General features: G+C 69.7%; 16 protein-coding genes and 1 pseudogene. 1 reads left to right on the forward strand and 16 read right to left on the reverse strand.

Annotated elements, in window-relative coordinates; translation table 11 throughout:
- Positions 1–6: 6 nt before the first annotated feature.
- From ACE7GA_RS05885 to ACE7GA_RS05950, 14 genes are all read right to left on the reverse strand, one after another.
- Positions 7–1,098, reverse strand: coding sequence for a class I SAM-dependent methyltransferase (locus ACE7GA_RS05885; RefSeq protein WP_376096990.1), 1,092 nt, complete (start codon positions 1,096–1,098; stop codon positions 7–9).
- A gap of 145 nt (positions 1,099–1,243) precedes the next feature.
- Entirely contained in the window at positions 1,244–1,513 is a 270-nt protein-coding gene (locus ACE7GA_RS05890; RefSeq protein ID WP_376096993.1) for a hypothetical protein, read from the reverse strand.
- A 101-nt stretch (positions 1,514–1,614) separates the two neighbouring features.
- Positions 1,615–3,348 (reverse strand): HAD-IIIC family phosphatase, encoded by a 1,734-nt coding sequence (locus ACE7GA_RS05895; protein ID WP_376096996.1) that lies wholly within the window; start codon positions 3,346–3,348, stop codon positions 1,615–1,617.
- Positions 3,349–3,402: 54 nt separating this feature from the next.
- Positions 3,403–3,762, reverse strand: a complete 360-nt coding sequence (locus ACE7GA_RS05900; RefSeq protein ID WP_376096999.1) for a hypothetical protein — start codon at positions 3,760–3,762, stop codon at positions 3,403–3,405.
- Between the two features lie 153 nt (positions 3,763–3,915).
- Positions 3,916–4,569: a class I SAM-dependent methyltransferase gene (locus tag ACE7GA_RS05905; RefSeq protein WP_376097002.1), complete on the reverse strand. Its 654-nt coding sequence runs from the start codon at positions 4,567–4,569 to the stop codon at positions 3,916–3,918.
- Between the two features lie 80 nt (positions 4,570–4,649).
- Positions 4,650–5,414, reverse strand: a complete 765-nt coding sequence (locus ACE7GA_RS05910; RefSeq protein WP_376097005.1) for a GDSL-type esterase/lipase family protein — start codon at positions 5,412–5,414, stop codon at positions 4,650–4,652.
- Positions 5,415–5,453: 39 nt separating this feature from the next.
- Entirely contained in the window at positions 5,454–7,358 is a 1,905-nt protein-coding gene (gene cysN, locus ACE7GA_RS05915) for a sulfate adenylyltransferase subunit CysN (RefSeq protein WP_376097008.1), read from the reverse strand.
- Complete coding sequence (cysD, locus tag ACE7GA_RS05920; RefSeq protein ID WP_376097011.1) at positions 7,358–8,272, reverse strand: sulfate adenylyltransferase subunit CysD; 915 nt, start codon at positions 8,270–8,272, stop codon at positions 7,358–7,360. The genes cysN and cysD overlap by 1 nt, the downstream gene beginning before the upstream one ends.
- Before the next feature lie 255 nt (positions 8,273–8,527).
- Positions 8,528–9,637 (reverse strand): sulfate/molybdate ABC transporter ATP-binding protein, encoded by a 1,110-nt coding sequence (locus tag ACE7GA_RS05925; RefSeq protein ID WP_376097014.1) that lies wholly within the window; start codon positions 9,635–9,637, stop codon positions 8,528–8,530.
- Positions 9,634–10,488: a sulfate ABC transporter permease subunit CysW gene (gene cysW / locus ACE7GA_RS05930; RefSeq protein ID WP_376097017.1), complete on the reverse strand. Its 855-nt coding sequence runs from the start codon at positions 10,486–10,488 to the stop codon at positions 9,634–9,636. The genes ACE7GA_RS05925 and cysW overlap by 4 nt, the downstream gene beginning before the upstream one ends.
- On the reverse strand, positions 10,485–11,342 hold the full coding sequence (gene cysT, locus ACE7GA_RS05935) for a sulfate ABC transporter permease subunit CysT (protein ID WP_376097020.1): 858 nt from the start codon (positions 11,340–11,342) through the stop codon (positions 10,485–10,487). The genes cysW and cysT overlap by 4 nt, the downstream gene beginning before the upstream one ends.
- On the reverse strand, positions 11,343–12,515 hold the full coding sequence (locus tag ACE7GA_RS05940) for a sulfate ABC transporter substrate-binding protein (RefSeq protein ID WP_376097023.1): 1,173 nt from the start codon (positions 12,513–12,515) through the stop codon (positions 11,343–11,345). It abuts the gene before it with no gap.
- A gap of 58 nt (positions 12,516–12,573) precedes the next feature.
- Complete coding sequence (locus tag ACE7GA_RS05945) at positions 12,574–12,708, reverse strand: hypothetical protein (RefSeq protein ID WP_376097026.1); 135 nt, start codon at positions 12,706–12,708, stop codon at positions 12,574–12,576.
- 59 nt (positions 12,709–12,767) lie between these two features.
- Positions 12,768–13,073 (reverse strand): RrF2 family transcriptional regulator, encoded by a 306-nt coding sequence (locus tag ACE7GA_RS05950; protein WP_376097028.1) that lies wholly within the window; start codon positions 13,071–13,073, stop codon positions 12,768–12,770.
- A 390-nt stretch (positions 13,074–13,463) separates the two neighbouring features.
- Here ACE7GA_RS05950 and ACE7GA_RS05955 point away from each other — a divergent pair, with 390 nt between their 5' ends.
- Entirely contained in the window at positions 13,464–15,293 is a 1,830-nt protein-coding gene (locus ACE7GA_RS05955; protein ID WP_376100117.1) for a glycoside hydrolase family 15 protein, read from the forward strand.
- A 7-nt stretch (positions 15,294–15,300) separates the two neighbouring features.
- On the opposite strand, the pseudogene ACE7GA_RS05960 reads toward ACE7GA_RS05955, so the two are convergent.
- Positions 15,301–16,061, reverse strand: a pseudogene (locus ACE7GA_RS05960) (SDR family NAD(P)-dependent oxidoreductase).
- A 50-nt stretch (positions 16,062–16,111) separates the two neighbouring features.
- The gene (gene hemE, locus ACE7GA_RS05965; protein WP_376100119.1) at positions 16,112–17,176 is read right to left on the reverse strand and encodes a uroporphyrinogen decarboxylase; all 1,065 of its coding nucleotides are present in this window, start codon (positions 17,174–17,176) and stop codon (positions 16,112–16,114) included.
- Positions 17,177–17,246: the final 70 nt, after the last annotated feature.

Consider the following 17,246-nt stretch of genomic DNA (forward strand, 5'->3'; position numbering starts at 1 on the left):
GACTGCCTACCTGACCTGGAGCCAGAGGGCGCTGCCCGGGTTCCGGAGATAGGTCGGGATGACCTCGCGGATCATGCTCTCACGCTCCCGCGCGAAGAGGCTGCCGGAGAAGATCACCTTGAACCGCGTGCTGTACATCAGCAGCGCCCGCACGGCGTAGGCTTCGTTCCAGCTGTAGTTCTTCTGGAAGATCTGGATATCCGAGTATTCGAGCGGGAAGCGGCAGTCGTGGATGTGCACGACGACGCCGGCCTTCAGGACGGGCAGGATGTGGAAGAGTTCGTAGTGCACGTCGCTGCCGGTCTTCATCACGTGGGTGCTGTCGATGAAGAGGATGTCGCCCGCTTCCAGGGCCGCGAAGTCGTCGAGCGGCATGCCCTGGACGCCGCGCTCGTGCAGCGTCACCCGCCCCTGCCAGTCGGTGTCCCGGAGCACGGAGCGGAGGCGCTTCGGATAGGGCTCGATGCAGGTGAGGTGGAAGTGTTCCAGCCCGGCGTGGTCGGCCGCATCGAGCATGCAGGCGGAGGAGAAGCCGGACCCGATCTCGATGACCCTGCGCGGCCGGAAATGCCCGATCATCATGCGGAGCGTGATCGCGTCGCCGTAGTTGTAGGGGCCGCCACCGTAAAAGTAGCGGTTCTCCGGGCTGCGCTCCTGCGTGAAGGGTGTCGCGGCGATGAAGTCGCGGTTGCCGGTCCAGAACGCCTCCATCTCGTGGAGAGGGAAGGCGATGCCGGCGAGATCGTCGGGACCGGCGAGCCGCTCGCGCCCCACGTAGTCGCGCACCTCGTCGGGGTCCACGACGGGCGAGAAGAAGTGCCCGGGGGGGTTCTTCGTCCGGACGAACTTGGTTTCGACGAAGCGGCGGCTCGCGACGAGCTGTTCGAGGAAGGCCGTCGCCTTGAGGCCGCGGTCCAGCTTGCGGCCCCACAGCGCCACCTCATTCGGGTGGGGCGTGCGGCCGAAGACGCGCATCAGGACGTGCCAGAGGGCTACATGCTCCGCAGGCACGTCGTCCGGGCAAGGCGGCAGGGCGTGGGTGGATGAGAGCTCGTTCGACTCCCCATCCTCGTCGCTCGCCACGATGGCCTCAGACATGGAAAATTCCTTGTTGAACAACACCGACGGAGGCGTTCCACCGGGCTGGCCTGCGAGTGCACGTCACGAAGCTTTCTCGGCGAGGGCACGGCGCCCGTGCCCAGCCGAACCCGCTCCGTGCGGCGCGTGATCAGGTGCCCTGCCTCTACGTTCTCGCCAACTTACGGCGCTCGGCAACGACGGCGTCCAGCTCAGCCTTGGCTTCCACGGGCCGCACGGACACGTAGATCCTCCGCTGCTTCATGACCTTCGCCTCCGGGCTCACCTTGTCCGCCAAGGACCGCAACGCCTCGGTGATCTGGCGCTTCTCCTCGCGCAGATCCTTTAGCTCGGCCTGGAGGACCCTCGCGCGCTGCGAGAGGTAGTTGCTTCGCTCCCGAACGTCTGCAGGGCTGGTCTTGTTGCTGGCCGGCATGGGCTTCTCCACGACATCCTGATGGGAACAACACTAGTCATCCATGACCGCCTGGGCGCGGCTCATTCTTCCTGTTCAGGTCCGAACGGCCATCATGCCCGCTAGGCCACGGCCTTCGGCGATCCGGGATCGGCCATCCGGGCGACAATATCCTGATAGACCCGGAGGTAGACCATCCGGTCGAAGTGTCCGAAGCCCGGATCCTCCTTCACGTCGGACGCTTGCTGGATGAAATCCTCCATCCGCAGGGTCGTGACGTTCGGGAACTCCCGCGCGACCTCTGTCGTCCACCGGTTCAGCCTGACGCGGGCAGGCACGACCCGCTCGATATTTGATGCGTTCGTGTGCCGCTCCACGGCCAGGAGCGCGAAGAGGCGGCCCTGCGGCGGCACGCGCGAGAAGATGGCGCGCAAGTTCTCCTTCACTTCCTCTTCGCCGTAGGGCGGCGCCGGCTCGAACAGTTCCTTGAGGTAGAAGGCCGCGTGACGCATCGTTTTCGTCTGAAGCTTTCCGCGCGGCGGCAGCTTGAATGGGATGACAACCCCCGTCGCCTTGTGGCGGAACAGGGCAGCGCCGAGGTCGGCCCAGTTGCTGAAGACGTAGATCGGTCGTTCGCCCGCATGGGCGAAGAAGTCGGTCCGGAAATCCTCTTCGCGGTAACCCAGGAGCTTGAATGTCTCGATCGCCGACTGGGGAATGCCTTCCAGCGCGTGTCGGAAGGGAAGGGTGTGGTCCAGCCGCACCGTGATCCCGTCGCGGATGATGTTGAATTCGCCGACGATGCGGGGCGACGACATGCCGAAATAATGCATCAAGGGCATGAGCACGCACCCCCCGCGAGCCGCCACCGTGGTGAACCTGGCGGCGGACGACGGCTGCGCTGCCGACGTTTCGCTTCCTTCAACGAGCGTGATCCAGTCGACCGGCGCAGCGTTGACAGGGTCGGAGAGAACGGCCCCGCGGACCGCGAGGTCCGGTTGCCCAAGGCGCTGGTAGGTCCAGCCTTCGACGCCCATGTTCAGGATGCGGCAGGAAAAGCAGAAGTGGACGAGGCGGTTTCCGTCCGGCGAGGATCGCAGCATATAGAAGCCGCAATAACCATAGTTGCCATACTTGTCCGACACCTCGATGAGCCCGGCTTGAACCATGTGGTGCTCCAGCTGATGCCGGAGCTCGGCCCTCGCCGCGTCAGGATCCTCGGGCAGGCGCAACTTGGTAAAGTTCAGCTGGTTCGTGCGATTGATCAGCTCGATGGCGCGATCGATATGCTTCTCGATGTTCCGCTCGACGCGGATGTACACGTTGCAGGAGCGGAGGAAGGCGATGTTGCTGCCGCCCTGCTCCGCAGCCGCGGCGACCTCGTCGGCCTTGCGCTTCTCAAGCAGCTTGTACTGGTTCAGGCGCGTGAGCGCCCTATCGTCCTTGCCCTTCATGAGCGGGCTGGCGAGCATGTCGGGCACGAAGGTCTCGGCCGCGACCTGCAGCCCAGGAACGAAGTGCTGCGCCTCCTTGAGATTCAGGTGATTGTCGTCCACGAACAGTACGGTTTCGGGCCGCAGCTGGATGGCCTCGATCAATGCGGCGATCCGGGGGCCTTTCGGCTCCCAGTTCACGCTCGGGAAGACGAAGTACTCCCAGATCCCACGCTCCCGGAGGAGAGCTTCGACCGGAGCAAAGTCATTCTTGGAGCAGATTGAGGAGATGATGCCGCGCTTCGACAGTTCGATGACGGTGTCGTGGGCAGCCTGATTGTAGCGGATACCGCCTTCGGTCAGCGTGCCGCTCCAGAACGTCTCGTCCAGGTCCCAGATCACCAGTCGCACGGGTTCAGGCATGGCAACCTTCCTTCAGCGAGGGCACGCAGACGCCCTGCCCATCGCGGCCTCCACTCAGGTCGTCTGCTCCGCCTCTGTCCGAAGCGCACGACGCAGGATCGCGAGTGCTTCTGTCAAACCGGCACGCAAGACCGCACGCTCGGCGCCATCCTCACACGTGGTGTAATACTCGACGGCAGCGGATGCGTGCTCGGCGAGGGAGTGCGCCTCGACGCGCCGGCGCGCCGCCGTGACGTCAGCCGACACGACGGCATAATGAGCGAAGGCGACCTGCTCCTCCTCCGTCAGGCGCTCCGCGATCTCCGGGGGCAGTTCCGTAGCGTCGGCGGGGACGCGGGCCACCACCACGTCCCGACCGCCAGACGCAGCCTCACGAATCAGCTGTAGAGCCGTATTCCGGCGACGAAAGATCATGAGGTCTCCCGGGCCCGCAACCCGTTCACGCGCCCGCGATCATGGCGCAGGTTCCGAACCGGCGCAACGACGAACTCGGCGGGATCGTCAACGGCAAAACGGGGTTAGCGGAAACACTTTCACGGATTGCGCCGCCCGAAGCCGAACCATCCTTCAATCCCGGATCAGGACGGAAACCTGGAAGCGGTCCGGTGCCATCGCGAGATACTCATAGCGGCGCCGACGAGCCTCCACGAATTCCTGGAATGCCTTGAACTCATGTTCGCGCCAATTCGGGTAGTTGAAGTATTCGTCGAAAACAATGACGGTGCCCGGGACAATGCGTTCGCTACACAGCTCGAAAATCGTCCGGGTCGATGAGTACAGGTCGCAATCGACATGCAGGAAGGCGATCGGCCCGGGATGCGACGCGAGGAAGCGCGGCAGGGTCTGGTCGAACAGCCCCACGACAAGCTCCACGTTCTCGGGCACCTCGGGCAGGGCTTCTTGTCGGAACTGCCCTTTAGGCGCCCCGGGAAGCCAGTCCTCGGGCAGACCCTGGAACGAGTCGAAGCCATAGACGCGCTTGTCCGTCCGAGCCGCGAGAAATCGGATGGACGTGCCGGCAGCCACGCCGAACTCGAGGAAAAGGCCGTCAATCGTGACGTTCTGCAGCGCGTCCGCAAGGACCCGCGGACGGCCCGGGAAGCGCCGTGCCGACGTCATGAACTCCTCGATGTAGGCCTGCGTGTCCTGCCTCGCGACGGCGCGTGGGTCAGGCCGGGGCTCTCTAGGCAGCCTTCCGGGTGGAGCGCTTGCTTGGCTCATGGAGTCACCTCCTGATTGAACGTCGACTGTCGTCAACTCGTGATCGCACGGTGACATACCGGACGGTGAGGATTCCAACATCACGGCACGACGTCACTGACGGCCGCTCGCAGCGTTTCCGACACACGCCGGTAACCCTCCGCCGTCATGTGTCCGTGGTTCGGCGGCCGAAGCAGGTCGCACGGTGCTTCCGCAGGACAGCCCAGGGACGCGCCGAGATCGACGAACCGCACTCGCGGCGCCTGCCGGTCGATCACGACGCGCAGGAGACGGTTCACATCCGCCGCGGCAGGAAAGGCATCCAGCCGTGGTCCTCGGGGCAGCAGGCCTGATACAAGGAGGCGAGCATCGGGATACAAGGCCCGGATGCGTTGGATCACGGCCTCCACGCCGGCGACGACGGCGCAGGCTGGCTCCCCCCGCAACGCATCGTTCCCACCTACCAGGAGGAACACCAACCTCGGCCGTTGGTTCTCCCAGCCGCTCACCCCCGTCTCGAGCCGTCGGCCGTCGGCATTGATCGTCGTGCGGCGCGATTCGAGGCGGTGGATCAGAGACCCGGTCCTGTCTCCGGATATGCCGGCATTCAGGATGCGCGTGCTGCCGAATGCCCGCTCTGCCTCGGCTTGAGGCCAGAGCTGCACGTGCGAGTCCCCGAGCATGAGGACGTCGTAGCGACCCGACGCCAGGCTTCGTTCCAGTGCGGTATAGCGGGCGGCGAAATGCCGCGCATGGCCCGGCCGTGTCGTCGGCTGCGTTGTCGCCCGCAAGGCGGCGGAGGGGCAGGTTTCGTCGGCTGCCGCGGGCACGGCGGCGGTCAGAACCGTGGCAAGGACCAAGGTCAAGGACGACGCGATCATCGGGCGAAACCACATCCGAGGGACTTACCCGGCCTGCAGCCGGTCCAGGTAGTCCAGCACGCGCCGCGACAGATCCTCCGGCGTCGCGCCCCCGCCGGACAGGACCAGTTCCGCCGCCTCCGGGGGTTCGTAGGGCGAGCTGACACCCGTGAAGTTGGCGATCTGCCCGGCCAGCGCGCGGGCATAGAGCCCCTTCGGATCGCGCCGGATGCACTCCTCAATCGGCGTGTCCACGAAGATCTCGAAGAACTCGCCGGGGCCCAGCATCTCCCGCACCATCGCGCGCTCCGCCCGGAAGGGTGAGATGAAGGAGCAAAGCACGATCAGCCCCGCATCCACCATCAGCCGCGCCACCTCGCCGACGCGGCGGATGTTCTCCACGCGATCGGCATCGGTGAAGCCGAGGTCCTTGTTCAGCCCATGGCGCAGGTTGTCGCCGTCGAGCGCGTAGGTGTGCCGGCCCAGGCGGACCAGTTCCTGCTCCACGATCTTCGCGACCGTCGACTTGCCCGAGCCGGAGAGGCCGGTGAACCACAGCACCAGCGGCTTCTGCCCGAGCGCCGCCGCCCGGGCGCTGCGGTCCACGAGGAAGCGCTCGGTATGGACGTTCGTGGCGCGCCGCAGCGGGAAGGCAATCATGCCGCAGCCGGCTGTCCGGTTCGTGTACCGGTCCACGAGGATGAACGCGCCGGTGAGGCGATTCTCCTCGTAGGGGTCGAGGGCGACGGGGCGGGACGCCGCGAGGTTGCAGAAGCCGATCTCGTTCATGCCGAGCTTCGTGGCCGCCGCGTGCTCGCCCGTCGTGACGTCCACGCGGTGCTTGATCAACGTGACCGAGGCCGAGGTCCAGCTGTTGCCAAGGCGCATGAGGTACTGGCGCCCGGGCAGCATCGGCTCGTCGTCCATCCACAGGATGTGCGCCGCGAACTGGTCCGCGACCGCCGGCCGCTGCGCCGCGGGGGCGAGCACGTCGCCGCGCGCCACGTCCACCTCGTCCGCGAGGCAGATGGTCACGGCATCCCCGGCCGTGGCGTAGTCCTGGTCACCGTTCGGCCCGAGGATACGGGCCACGGTGGTGCCGACGCCGGAGGCCGCGACGACCACGGCATCGCCCCTGGCGATCGAGCCGCTGGCGACGTTGCCGGAGAAGCCCCGGAAGTCGAGGTTCGGCCGGTTCACCCATTGTACAGGGAAACGGAAGGGGGCGGCCGCCGTCTCCTCCTCGACCACCAGGCTTTCCAGGTGTTCCAGCAGGCAGGGGCCGCGGTACCACGGCGTATTGCCCGAGCGCGCCGTGACGTTGTCCCCGAACCGCGCGGAGAGCGGGATCGGCACCATCGTCCGGAACCCGAGGCTCGCCGCGAAGGTCGCGTATTCCCCGACGATCCGCTCGAAGACCGCCTGGTCGAAGTTCACCAGGTCGAACTTGTTCACCGCCAGCACGACGTGGCGGATGCCGAGCAGCGAGCAGATGGTGGAGTGACGCCGCGTCTGCGTCAGCAGGCCCTTGCGCGAATCCACGAGGATGATCGCGGTCTCCGAATTGGAGGCCCCCGTCGCCATGTTCCGCGTGTACTGCTCGTGCCCCGGGCAGTCCGCGACGATGAAGGATCGCTTCGGCGTCGTGAAGAAGCGGTAGGCCACGTCGATCGTGATGCCCTGCTCCCGCTCCGCCTCAAGCCCGTCCACCAGCAGCGCGAGGTCCACATCCTCGCCGACCGTGCCGTGCTTGCGGCTGTCCTTCGTGATCGTGGCGAGCGTGTCCTCCATGATCATCTGGCTGTCGTAGAGCAGCCGGCCGATCAGCGTGGACTTGCCGTCGTCCACCGAGCCGCAGGTGAGGATCCGTAGCAGCCCTCGCGACAGGGTGTGCGACGCGGTGGCCGGGCGGGGCACGGCGAGCGTGGCGGCGTCGCCGGGTGCGTTCATCAGAAGTACCCCTCGCGCTTCTTGCGTTCCATCGAGGCCTCCTGGTCGTTGTCGATCAGGCGGCCGTGGCGCTCGGAGACGCGGGACAGGCGGAGTTCGTCCAGCACCTCGTCCAGCGTCTCCGCCCGGCTCTCATGCGCGCCCGTCAGCGGCCAGTCGCCCATGGTACGGAAGCGGACCCACATCATCTCGATCTGCTCGCCGGGGTTCAGCGGCATGCGGTCGTCGTCGCGCATGATGATCGCGCCGCTGCGGCGCAGGCAGGGTCGCTCCGCCGCGAAGTAGAGGGGCACGACCGGCACGTCCTCCGCCGCGATGTAGTCCCAGATGTCGAACTCGGTCCAGTTGGAGAGCGGGAAGACGCGCATCGTCTCGCCCGGCGCGATGCGGGTGTTGTAGAGGCCCCAGAGTTCCGGGCGCTGCCCGCGCGGTTCCCAGACATGGCCGGGCGCGCGGTGGGAGAAGACGCGCTCCTTTGCGCGCGCCTTCTCCTCGTCGCGGCGTGCGCCGCCGAGGGCAGCGTCGAAGCCGTACTGGTCCAGCGCCTGCTTCAGCGCCTGCGTCCCCATGACGTCCATGTGGACCTGCGAGCCGTGCGACAGCGGCCCGATCCCGCGGGCGACACCGTCCGGATTGGTGTGCACGATCAGGTTGGCGCCGAGTTCCGCCGCGCGGCGGTCTCGGAACTCCAGCATCGCGCGGAAGTCCCAGCCGGTGGCGATGTGCAGCAGCGGAAAGGGTATGCGTCCCGGCGCGAAGGCCTTCATCGCGCAGTGCAGGACGACCGAACTGTCCTTGCCGATGGAGTAGAGGAGGACGGGATTGCGGAAGGAGGCAGCGGTCTCGCGGATGATCCCGATGGCCTCGGCTTCCAGCCGCTTCAGGTGCGGGCTGAGGCTGCGGGGCGGTGACATGGGGGTCTCCAGCTTCGTGACCCGCCACGACGACAGGCCAGCCGTTCACGCATCCGAGAGCGTATTTCCCGAACGCCGTTCGCTGTCAAACACGTTGGCGACGCGGTTCCGGGCAGCGGCTCGGTCGGTACAGGCTGGATGGTGCGAGCGGATCCGTCGGGCCGCCGCTTCGCTTCGGCGATCGCGTGCGCGGGTCGGTGCCAAGGCAGGGCCGGACGTCGGCCCACGCGGCGATGCCCGGCGGGACGGGCAGGGTCAGTCGGTGTAGGCGGGGGCGCGGCGGACCTCGGCCGGGGCTGCGGCGGCGACCAGGGCGCGGTGACCGTCGGGCGTGAAGGCGAAGCCGCCCGCCAGCACGAGGTGGCAAGCCATGCCCCGCACGGGCGCGAAGGCTGCGGCCGCCGTGGCTTCCAGCATGAGGCTGCCGAGATCGGCGACGACCTGCGGCGGCCCCGCCACGTCGTGTCGCACCGCGCGGATGGTGGCGAAGCCCTGCGGCCCGGCATCGGCCGTCGCCAGCACGTCGGGCGCGCGTACGAAGACGGTCGCCTCCCCATCCGGAAGGGCCAGCCGCACCGGCGCGATCGGCATCGCGCCGAAGCGCGCAACGCCGCCGGACACGGTGCAGGGCAGGCCGGTCGCGCCGCCGATGAAGCCGGCGACGAAGGCCGTGGCGGGGTCACGCAGCAGCGCCGCAGGCTCATCGCACTGGACGATCCGGCCGGCCCCCATGACAGCGATCCGGTCGGCCAGTTCCATCGCCTCCTCCTGGTCATGCGTGACGAGCACCGTCGTCAGGCCGAGGCGGTCGTGCAGCCCCCGCAGCCAGCGCCGCACGTCCTTGCGCACGAGGGCATCCAGCGCGCCGAAGGGCTCGTCGAGCAGGAGCATCTGCGGATCGATCGCGAGCGCCCGGGCGAGCGCCACTCGCTGCCGCTGGCCGCCGGAGATCTGGCCCGGCAGCCGCCGCTCCAGCTCGGGGATCTGCACGAGGCGCAGCAGTTCCCGGACGCGCTCCGTCACCTCGGTCCTGGTGGGGCGGGAGGTGCGCGGACGCACGCGCAACCCGAAGGCGACGTTCTCGAAGACGGTCATGTGGCGGAACAGGGCGTAGTGCTGGAACACCACGCCGACCCCCCGCTCGCGCGCCGGGACGCCGATCATGTCGCGCCCGCCGACCCGGACCGTGCCGGAATCCATCCCCTCCAGCCCCGCCAGGATCCGGAGCAGGGTCGTCTTGCCGGAGCCGGACGGCCCGAGGAGCGCCACGAACTCGCCCGGCGCGATGTCGAGCGAAACGCCGCGCAGGGCCATGGCGCTGCCGAAGTTCCGGGCGACGTCCCTGATCTCGACGGCGGCTGTCATGCGTGGCCTCCGGGGCGGATGCCCGACCATCGTTCAAGAAGCGCCTTCGCCGCAAGCGTCACGAGGCCGAGGAGGGCGAGGAGGGCAGCGACCGCGAAGGCACCCGCGAACTGGTATTCGTTGTAGAGGATCTCGACGTGCAGCGGCATCGTGTTCGTCTCCCCCCGGACGTGACCCGAGACGACGGATACCGCACCAAACTCGCCCATCGCCCGGGCGTTGCAGAGCAGGACGCCGGCGAGCAGCGCCCATTTCACGTTCGGCAGCGTCACGCGCAGGAAGGTCTGCAGGCCGGAGGCGCCGAGGGTCGCCGCGGCCTCCTCCTCCTCCCGCCCCTGCTCCTGCATCAGGGGAATGAGGGTGCGCGCGACGAAGGGGAAGGTCACGAACATCGTCGCCACGACGAGGCCGGGCAGGGCGAAGATGATCTGGATGTCGCGCGCGGAGAGCCAGGGGCCGAGCCAGCCGCTCGCGCCGAACATCAGGACGAAGGACAGGCCGACGATCACAGGGGAGACAGAGAAGGGCAGTTCGATCAGGGTGACGAGGAATCGCTTGCCCGGGAAGTCGAGCTTCGTTACCGCCCAGGCCGCCGCAACGCCGCCCGCCAGGTTCACGGGCACGGTGATCGCGGCGACGATGAGGGTCAGCCGGATGGCGGCGAGGGAGTCGGGCTCCCGGATCGCGTCCCACGCGACCTGCAGGCCGCGGCGCAGCGCCTCGGCGAAGACCGCGACGAGTGGCAGAAGCAGGAGAACGACGGCGGTCGCGACGGCCAGGCCGGCGACGAGCCAGCGCAGCCACGGCGCATCCTCCGTCGCGGGGACGAAGGGGACGGAACGGTCGGTCATCGGCTTCCCCGCCGCAGCAGGCGCCCGAGCAGGTTGAGCGCGAGGAGGATGACGAAGGAGAGCAGCATCATCGCGAGCCCGATCGCCGCGGCCCCCGCATAGTCGAACTGTTCGAGCCGGATGACGATCAGCAGCGGCGCGATCTCGCTCACCATCGGCAGGTTGCCGGCGATGAAGATGACGGAGCCGTATTCCCCGACCGCCCGCGCGAAGGCCAGGGCGAAGCCCGTCAGCAGGGCCGGCAGGAGCGCGGGCAGGACCACGCGCAGCAGGGTCTGCCCCCGGGTGGCGCCAAGCGTGGCGGCCGCCTCCTCCGCGTCGCGCGACATGTCGCGCAGGACGGGTTCGACGGTCCGGACGATGAAGGGCAGCCCGACGAAGGCCAGCGCGATCACGACGCCCGTCGGCGTGAAGGCCGTCTTCCAGCCGAACAGCGCGATCAGCGGCGCGCCAAGCCAGCCGTTGGGCGCGAAGATCGCGGCGAGCGCGATGCCCGCGACCGCCGTCGGCAGGGCGAAGGGCAGGTCCACGGCGGCGTCGAGGATCGCCCGCCCGGGAAAGCGCAGCCGCACGATCGCCCAGGCCATCGCGAGCCCCAGCGGCAGGTTGATCAGCGATGCCAGCAACGCCGCCCCGAAGGAGAGGTAGAGCGATGCGAGGACGCGTTCGTCCGTGACGGAGCGCCAGAACCCTCCGAGCCCGAGTTCCCAGGGCCGGATGGTCAGCGCCGTCAGCGGCAGGACGACGATGGCGCCGAGCCAGACGAGCGTGACGCCGAGCGTCAGGCCACGGCCCGGCAGCCCCGCCGCACGGGACCGGGTGAGCGGCGCCGGCAGCGCGAGGCTCGCGCTCATTCAGCGCGCGGGACGGTAGATGCGGTCGAACAGCCCGCCATCGTTGAAATGCGTCGCCTGCGCGCGGGCCCAGCCGCCGAACTCCTCGTCCACCGTGACCAGTTGCATGGCGGGGAAGCGCGCGGCGTTCGCGGCGAGGATCGCCGGATCCCGCGGGCGGTAGAAGTGCTTCGCCGCGAGGGCCTGGCCCTCCGCCGTGTAGAGGCCGCGGAGATAGGCCTCCGCCGCCGGACGCGTGCCGCGGCGATCCGCCAGCCGGTCCACGACCGCCACCGACGGCTCGGCCAGCACGGAGACGGAGGGGTAGACGATGTCGAACTTGTCCGCCCCGAACTCCTGGATCGCGAGGTGCGCCTCGTTCTCCCAGGCCAGCAGCACGTCGCCGAGGCCCCGCTGCGCGAAGGTCGTCGTCGAGCCCCGCGCGCCGGTGTCGAGCACCGGCACGTTGCGGTAGAGTTGCGTCAGAGCCGCCTCCGCGGTCGCCTCGGAGCCGCCGGGCTGCCGCTTCGCCCAGGCGAAGGCCGCGAGGTGGTTCCAGCGCGCCCCGCCGGAGGTCTTCGGGTTCGGCGTGATGACGCTGATCCCCGGCTGGAAGAGCTGGCCCCAGTCGCGGAGACCCTTCGGGTTCCCCTTGCGGACGAGGAAGACGATCGTGCTGGTGTAGGGGGCGGAGTTGTTCGGCAGCCGCCCCATCCAGTCGGTCGCGATGAGGCCGCGGGAGGCGATCTCGTCCACGTCGTAGGCGAGGGCGAGGGTGACCACGTCGGCCTGCAGCCCGTCGATGACGGCGCGCGCCTGGCGGCCGGACCCGCCATGCGACGTGTTGACCCGGACCTGCTGTCCCCCGTTCTCCCGGGTCCAGCGGGCAGCGAAGGCCGTGTTGTAGTCCCGGTAGAACTCCCGGGTCGGGTCGTAGGAGACGTTGAGGAGCGTGAGCGTCCCTGCGGACTGGGCCCGGGCCTCCGACCCGAGCGCCCCGGCCAGAGCCGTTCCCAGCAGGACCCGGCGGGTCACCTCGCCCGTCCGCGCCGGGGGCGGGTTCGGCGCCTCCTCGGGAATACCGGTGGCCAGGAGGCGTGCGATGATAGACAGGTCGCTCCGGCCCGGTTCGTTCTCCAGGAGGGCCGGCGGCGGCGGCATGCGCGGGGACTGACGCGGTTCGGTGTCGCTCAAGGCACCCTCCTCAATGGCGTCCTGGCGCGACGATAACTCCTACAAAGTTGGTAGGATATCACGTTTTCGTGAGTTCGAGGATGGTCGGCTCCTCGACCATCCGCCGGAACTCGCCGGACTGCTCGGCCGCCGCGAGGGTCGCGAGGGTCGTCCCGTCGAGGATCGCGGCGGTGGCGTCGCGGACCCTCCGCATCAGGTGCTGGATGGCGCAGGTCGCGGGGTCGGCGCAGTCCGCGCAGGGCCGGTAGGCCGTCAGGCTGGCGCAGGAATCGGCGCGAGCGGACCGTCGAGCGCCCGGATCACGTCGCCCACCCCGATCCGATCCGCCGGGCGGGCGAGCGAATAGCCGCCGGACTTGCCGCGCCGGCTCTCGACGAAGCCGTGGCGCCGGAGCTCCAGCAGGATCGCCTCGAGGAACTTGTGCGGGACGCAGGCCCGCTCGGCGACCTCGCCGATCGTCATGGTCGTGCAGGGGCGTGGCTTGCCGGGGAGGCTCGCGGCCTCTGTGGCCAGGACCTCCAGCGCGCGCAGGCCGTATTTCGCCTTCTGGGTCAGCACGTCTCGATCCTGCGGCCGCCGGGACTTCAGGATGGGGCCGGGGTGGCGGCGGCGCGACGGCCGGTTCCCATAGCAGGCGTGGGATGCCGGGTCAGCCCGGGTCGGTGCGGGTCCCAGCGCCTCGTCGTCACGGATTCCCGGGGCAGGCCGCGCCTCTCACGCTGCCGTGTCACGCGGTGCGCCGCGGCAACGGACCGGGCCAGCCGCGGTTCCGACGCGGATGTCGCAGGACGCCAGGACGGGGCAGCGGGGCCCGGACGCCCATCGGGGCCCCGATGGGATCGCGCGCGGGAACGCCGTGCCGACATCACGCCCGGGGCCGTCGCCTGACCCGGGGGGCGGCCCGAGGCAGGGCCGGCGCGCTCCGCCGGCGCGCCTACCGATCCCGCCATCGCCGCGCATGGCGTGATCGGTGACATGGCGACGGCGGCGCTGGTCGCCGACACGGGGGCGGTGGACTTCCTATGCTGGCCCCGCTTCGACGGGCCGACGATCTTCGCGGCGCTCCTCGACCCGGCGCAGGGGGGTGCCTGGCACCTCCGGCCGGCTGCCGAGGGCCCAGGGATCGGGGGGGCAGGGATCGAGGAGTCAAGGCTGCAAGGCTCGCCGCTCACCGGCCAGCAGCGCTACCACCCCGAGACGAACGTCCTGGTGACACGCTGGACCCTGGCCGAGGGCTCGGCGGAGGTCCTGGACTTCCTGCCCTTCGACGAACCCGGCGCACCGCCGCGCCTCGTCCGCCTTGTCCGCGCGACGCGCGGCGAGGTCCGCATGACCACCCGCTGCACTCCGCGGCCCGACTACGCGCGGGCGGTGCCCCGCGCGAGGGCGGGGCCGGACGGCGTCACCTTCGCAGGCGGCGGCCTGATGCTGCGGCTGACCGCGACCGTCCCGCTCCAGGCCACCGGGGGCGACGCGACGGCCGACTTCGTCGTCCGATCGGGTGACGCGCCCGCCGCCTTCATCCTGTCCGACGAGGCTGCGCCGGCGTGCCCGGCGGACGCCGCGCCGGCGCTGGCCGCGGCCACGATCGCAGCATGGCAGCGCTGGGCGCGGCACTCGACCTATCGAGGTCGCTGGAGGGAGGCTGTCACGCGCTCGGCCCTCGCGCTGAAGCTGCTGACGTCGCGCGCGCACGGCTCGCTCCTCGCGGCCGCGACCTTCGGGCTGCCGGAAAGGCCGGGCGGCGAGCGGAACTGGGACTACCGCGCGACCTGGATCCGCGACGCCTCCTTCGCCGTCTACGCCCTCATGCGGCTCGGCTATGCGGAGGAAGCGAACGCCTTCATGCGGTGGATCCACGCCCGCGCCGACCGGACGGACAGCGATGGGTCCATGCGCATCATGTACGCGCCGGACGGCGCGGCGCCGCCGGCGGAGGAGGCGCTGGCCCACCTCTCCGGCCACCTCGGTGCGGGGCCGGTGCGGATCGGCAATGCGGCGCAGGACCAGGTCCAGCTCGACATCTACGGCGAACTCCTCGACGCCGCCTACCTCGCGAACAAGTACGGCGACGCGATCTCCCATGACGGCTGGGCCAACGCGACGCACACCGTCGAATACGTCTGCGCCCATTGGCGCGAGCCGGATGCGGGCATCTGGGAGGTGCGCGGGCCACGGCGCCATTGGCTGCATTCCCGCGTCATGTGCTGGGTGGCGCTGGACCGCGCGGTGCGGCTGGCCGTCAAGCGATCCCTGCCCGCGCCGATCCCGCGCTGGGCGGAAGAGCGTGACCGGATCCGGGAAAGCGTCTGGGAGGAGTTCTGGGACGCCGATCGCGGCCACTTCGTCTCCTTCCGCGGCGGGGACGACGTGGACGGGTCCATGCTGCTCATGCCCCTGGTCCGCTTTGTCTCGGCGAAGGACCCGCGCTGGCTCGCGACGCTCGACGCCGTGACGCGGGACCTGACCGACGGGCCGCTGGTCTGGCGCTACCGCCGCGACGACGGGCTGCGCGGGCCGGAGGGCGCCTTCGCCGCGTGTTCCTTCTGGTACGCCGAATGCCTGGCTCGCGCGGGGCGGCTTGACCGGGCGCAGGACGTCTTCGAAGGCGCGCTGTCCCTTGCCACCCCGCTCGGCCTCTTCGCGGAGGAATTTGCGCCGGACGGCGCACCGCTCGGCAACATGCCGCAGGCGCTGACCCACCTCGCCCTGATCAGCGCCGCCGTCTTCCTGGATCGCGAGCTGTCCGGCGGGAAGGGCGCACTCTGGCGGCCCTGACGCGCCGCTACTTCGGCGCCATCCGCAGCGCGCCGTCGAGGCGGATGGAGGAGCCGTTCAGCATGGGGTTGGCGACGATGCTCGCGACGAGCCGCGCATACTCCTCCGGCCGGCCGAGACGGCTCGGGAAGGGCACCTGCCTGCCGAGTGAGTCCTGCACGTCCTGCGGCAGACCTTCGAGCATCGGCGTGAGGAACAGCCCCGGCTCGATCGTCACGACGCGGATCATCAGCGGCGCGAGGTCGCGCGCGACGGGCAGCGTCAGCCCGACCACGCCGGCCTTGGACGACGCATAGGCGGCCTGGCCCACCTGCCCGTCGGACCGCGCGATGGAGGCGGTGTTGACGATCACGCCGCGCTCGCCCGCGATCGGATCGGCCTTCGACAGGCGCGCGGCGAATTGCGACAGGACGTTGAAGGTGCCGATGAGGTTCACCTCGATCACGCGGCGGTAGAGGTCAAGGGAATGCGCGTTGCCCTCCCGCCCCACGGTTCGGGCAGCCGGCGCGATGCCCGCGCAGTTCACCAGCACCCGCGCGACGCCGTGGGCGGCCTCGGCCTGATCAATGAGGCGGCGACGCCCGCCTCCTCCGTCACGTTCGTCCGGATGAAGCGGCCGCCGACTGCGCCGGCATGAGCCATACCGCGCGCCTCGTCCATGTCGAGGATGGCGACCTTCGCGCCGCCGCGCGCCAGCATCGCTGCCGTTGCGGCGCCGAGACCCGAGGCGCCGCCCGTGACCACCGCCGCGATGCCGTTCAGTTCCATGCGATCCCCTGCCGGACGCGGGCGGACCATGCCCGCCGGCGGGGGACCCCTCAACCCCGGCGGATGCGATCCGTCAGGCGCGCCACGTTCTCCGGCGGCGTTTCGGGCGTGATGCCGTGTCCCAGGTTGAACACGAAGGGCCGGCCGCGCATCGCGCCTAGGATGTGGTCGGTCGCAGCGTCCAGCGCAGCGCCGCCCGCGACGAGAGTGCGGGAGTCGAGATTGCCCTGCAGCGTCACCGTGTCCGGCAAGGCCTTCGCCGCCCAGGCGGGGTCGAGCGTCTCGTCGAGGCCGAGGCCATCCACGCCCGTGTCCCGCGCATACGCCACGATGTTGTCGGGACCGGCCAGCCGCGGGAAACCGAGGATCGGGAACCCCGCGCCCAGCCGCTTCCGCAGACGGCCGACGAGGTTCGCGGTCGGGCGCGTGATCCAGCGCTCGAAGGCCGCCGGATCATCCGCCAGGAGACCCGCCCAGGATTCGAACAGCATCAGCGCCTCGGCACCGGCCTCGGCCTGCGCGAGGAGGTATGATTCGGCGCCGTCCAGCAGCGTCGCGACGACAGCTTCGAGGAAGGCCGGGTCCTCGGCGGCAACCCGCCGAGTCTCCGCGAAGCCGCTGCCGCCGCGGCCGTCCACCATGTAGCAGGCTGTCGTCCAGGGCGCGCCGGCGAAGCCGATCAGCGCGACGGAAGGATGGTTCGCGGCGAGGCCAGCGCGGATGCGCCGCACCGTCTCCGTCACCGGCGCCGCGCGGCGGCCTGCCTCGGCGGCGTTAAGCCGGGCCAGCGCCGCGGCGTCGCGCACGGGATCGAGGATGGGCCCGACACCCTCCGCGCCGCCCTGCCCGTAGCGCAGCCCCTGACCCATCGCCCAGGGCAGCATCGGCAGGTCGGTGAAGAGGATCGCCGCGTCCAGCGCGAAGCGGCGCAACGGCTGGAAGGTCACCTCGGCCGAGAGTTCGGGATTGAGGCAGAGTTCCAGGAACCCGCCGGCGCTTTCCTTCGTCGCACGGTATTCCGGCAGGTAGCGGCCGGCCTGCCGCATGAGCCAGGCGGGCGGAGGCCATACAGCCTCGCCCGCCAGGGCCCGCAGAAACGGCTTGTCAGTGCTCATCGTCTTGCTTTCGGAGGCCGCGACGCGGCCTTCGGCGTCGCGCGGGAGGGGGCGGTTCAAAGCGTTCATC

The organism is Roseomonas sp. CCTCC AB2023176, from assembly GCF_042259275.1.
Taxonomy (GTDB): domain Bacteria; phylum Pseudomonadota; class Alphaproteobacteria; order Acetobacterales; family Acetobacteraceae; genus Roseomonas.

What these genes read in the sequence shown, in the direction of transcription:
- ACE7GA_RS05925 (WP_376097014.1), bottom strand. Translation starts at nt 9,637, where the DNA reads ATGACAGCCGCCGTCGAGATCAGGGACGTCGCCCGGAACTTCGGCAGC.
- cysN (WP_376097008.1), bottom strand. Translation starts at nt 7,358, where the DNA reads ATGAACGCACCCGGCGACGCCGCCACGCTCGCCGTGCCCCGCCCGGCC.
- ACE7GA_RS05890 (WP_376096993.1), bottom strand. Translation starts at nt 1,513, where the DNA reads ATGCCGGCCAGCAACAAGACCAGCCCTGCAGACGTTCGGGAGCGAAGC.
- cysT (WP_376097020.1), bottom strand. Translation starts at nt 11,342, where the DNA reads ATGAGCGCGAGCCTCGCGCTGCCGGCGCCGCTCACCCGGTCCCGTGCG.
- ACE7GA_RS05885 (WP_376096990.1), bottom strand. Translation starts at nt 1,098, where the DNA reads ATGTCTGAGGCCATCGTGGCGAGCGACGAGGATGGGGAGTCGAACGAG.
- ACE7GA_RS05895 (WP_376096996.1), bottom strand. Translation starts at nt 3,348, where the DNA reads ATGCCTGAACCCGTGCGACTGGTGATCTGGGACCTGGACGAGACGTTC.
- hemE (WP_376100119.1), bottom strand. Translation starts at nt 17,176, where the DNA reads ATGAGCACTGACAAGCCGTTTCTGCGGGCCCTGGCGGGCGAGGCTGTA.
- cysD (WP_376097011.1), bottom strand. Translation starts at nt 8,272, where the DNA reads ATGTCACCGCCCCGCAGCCTCAGCCCGCACCTGAAGCGGCTGGAAGCC.
- cysW (WP_376097017.1), bottom strand. Translation starts at nt 10,488, where the DNA reads ATGACCGACCGTTCCGTCCCCTTCGTCCCCGCGACGGAGGATGCGCCG.
- ACE7GA_RS05945 (WP_376097026.1), bottom strand. Translation starts at nt 12,708, where the DNA reads ATGCGGAGGGTCCGCGACGCCACCGCCGCGATCCTCGACGGGACGACC.
- ACE7GA_RS05900 (WP_376096999.1), bottom strand. Translation starts at nt 3,762, where the DNA reads ATGATCTTTCGTCGCCGGAATACGGCTCTACAGCTGATTCGTGAGGCT.
- ACE7GA_RS05905 (WP_376097002.1), bottom strand. Translation starts at nt 4,569, where the DNA reads ATGAGCCAAGCAAGCGCTCCACCCGGAAGGCTGCCTAGAGAGCCCCGG.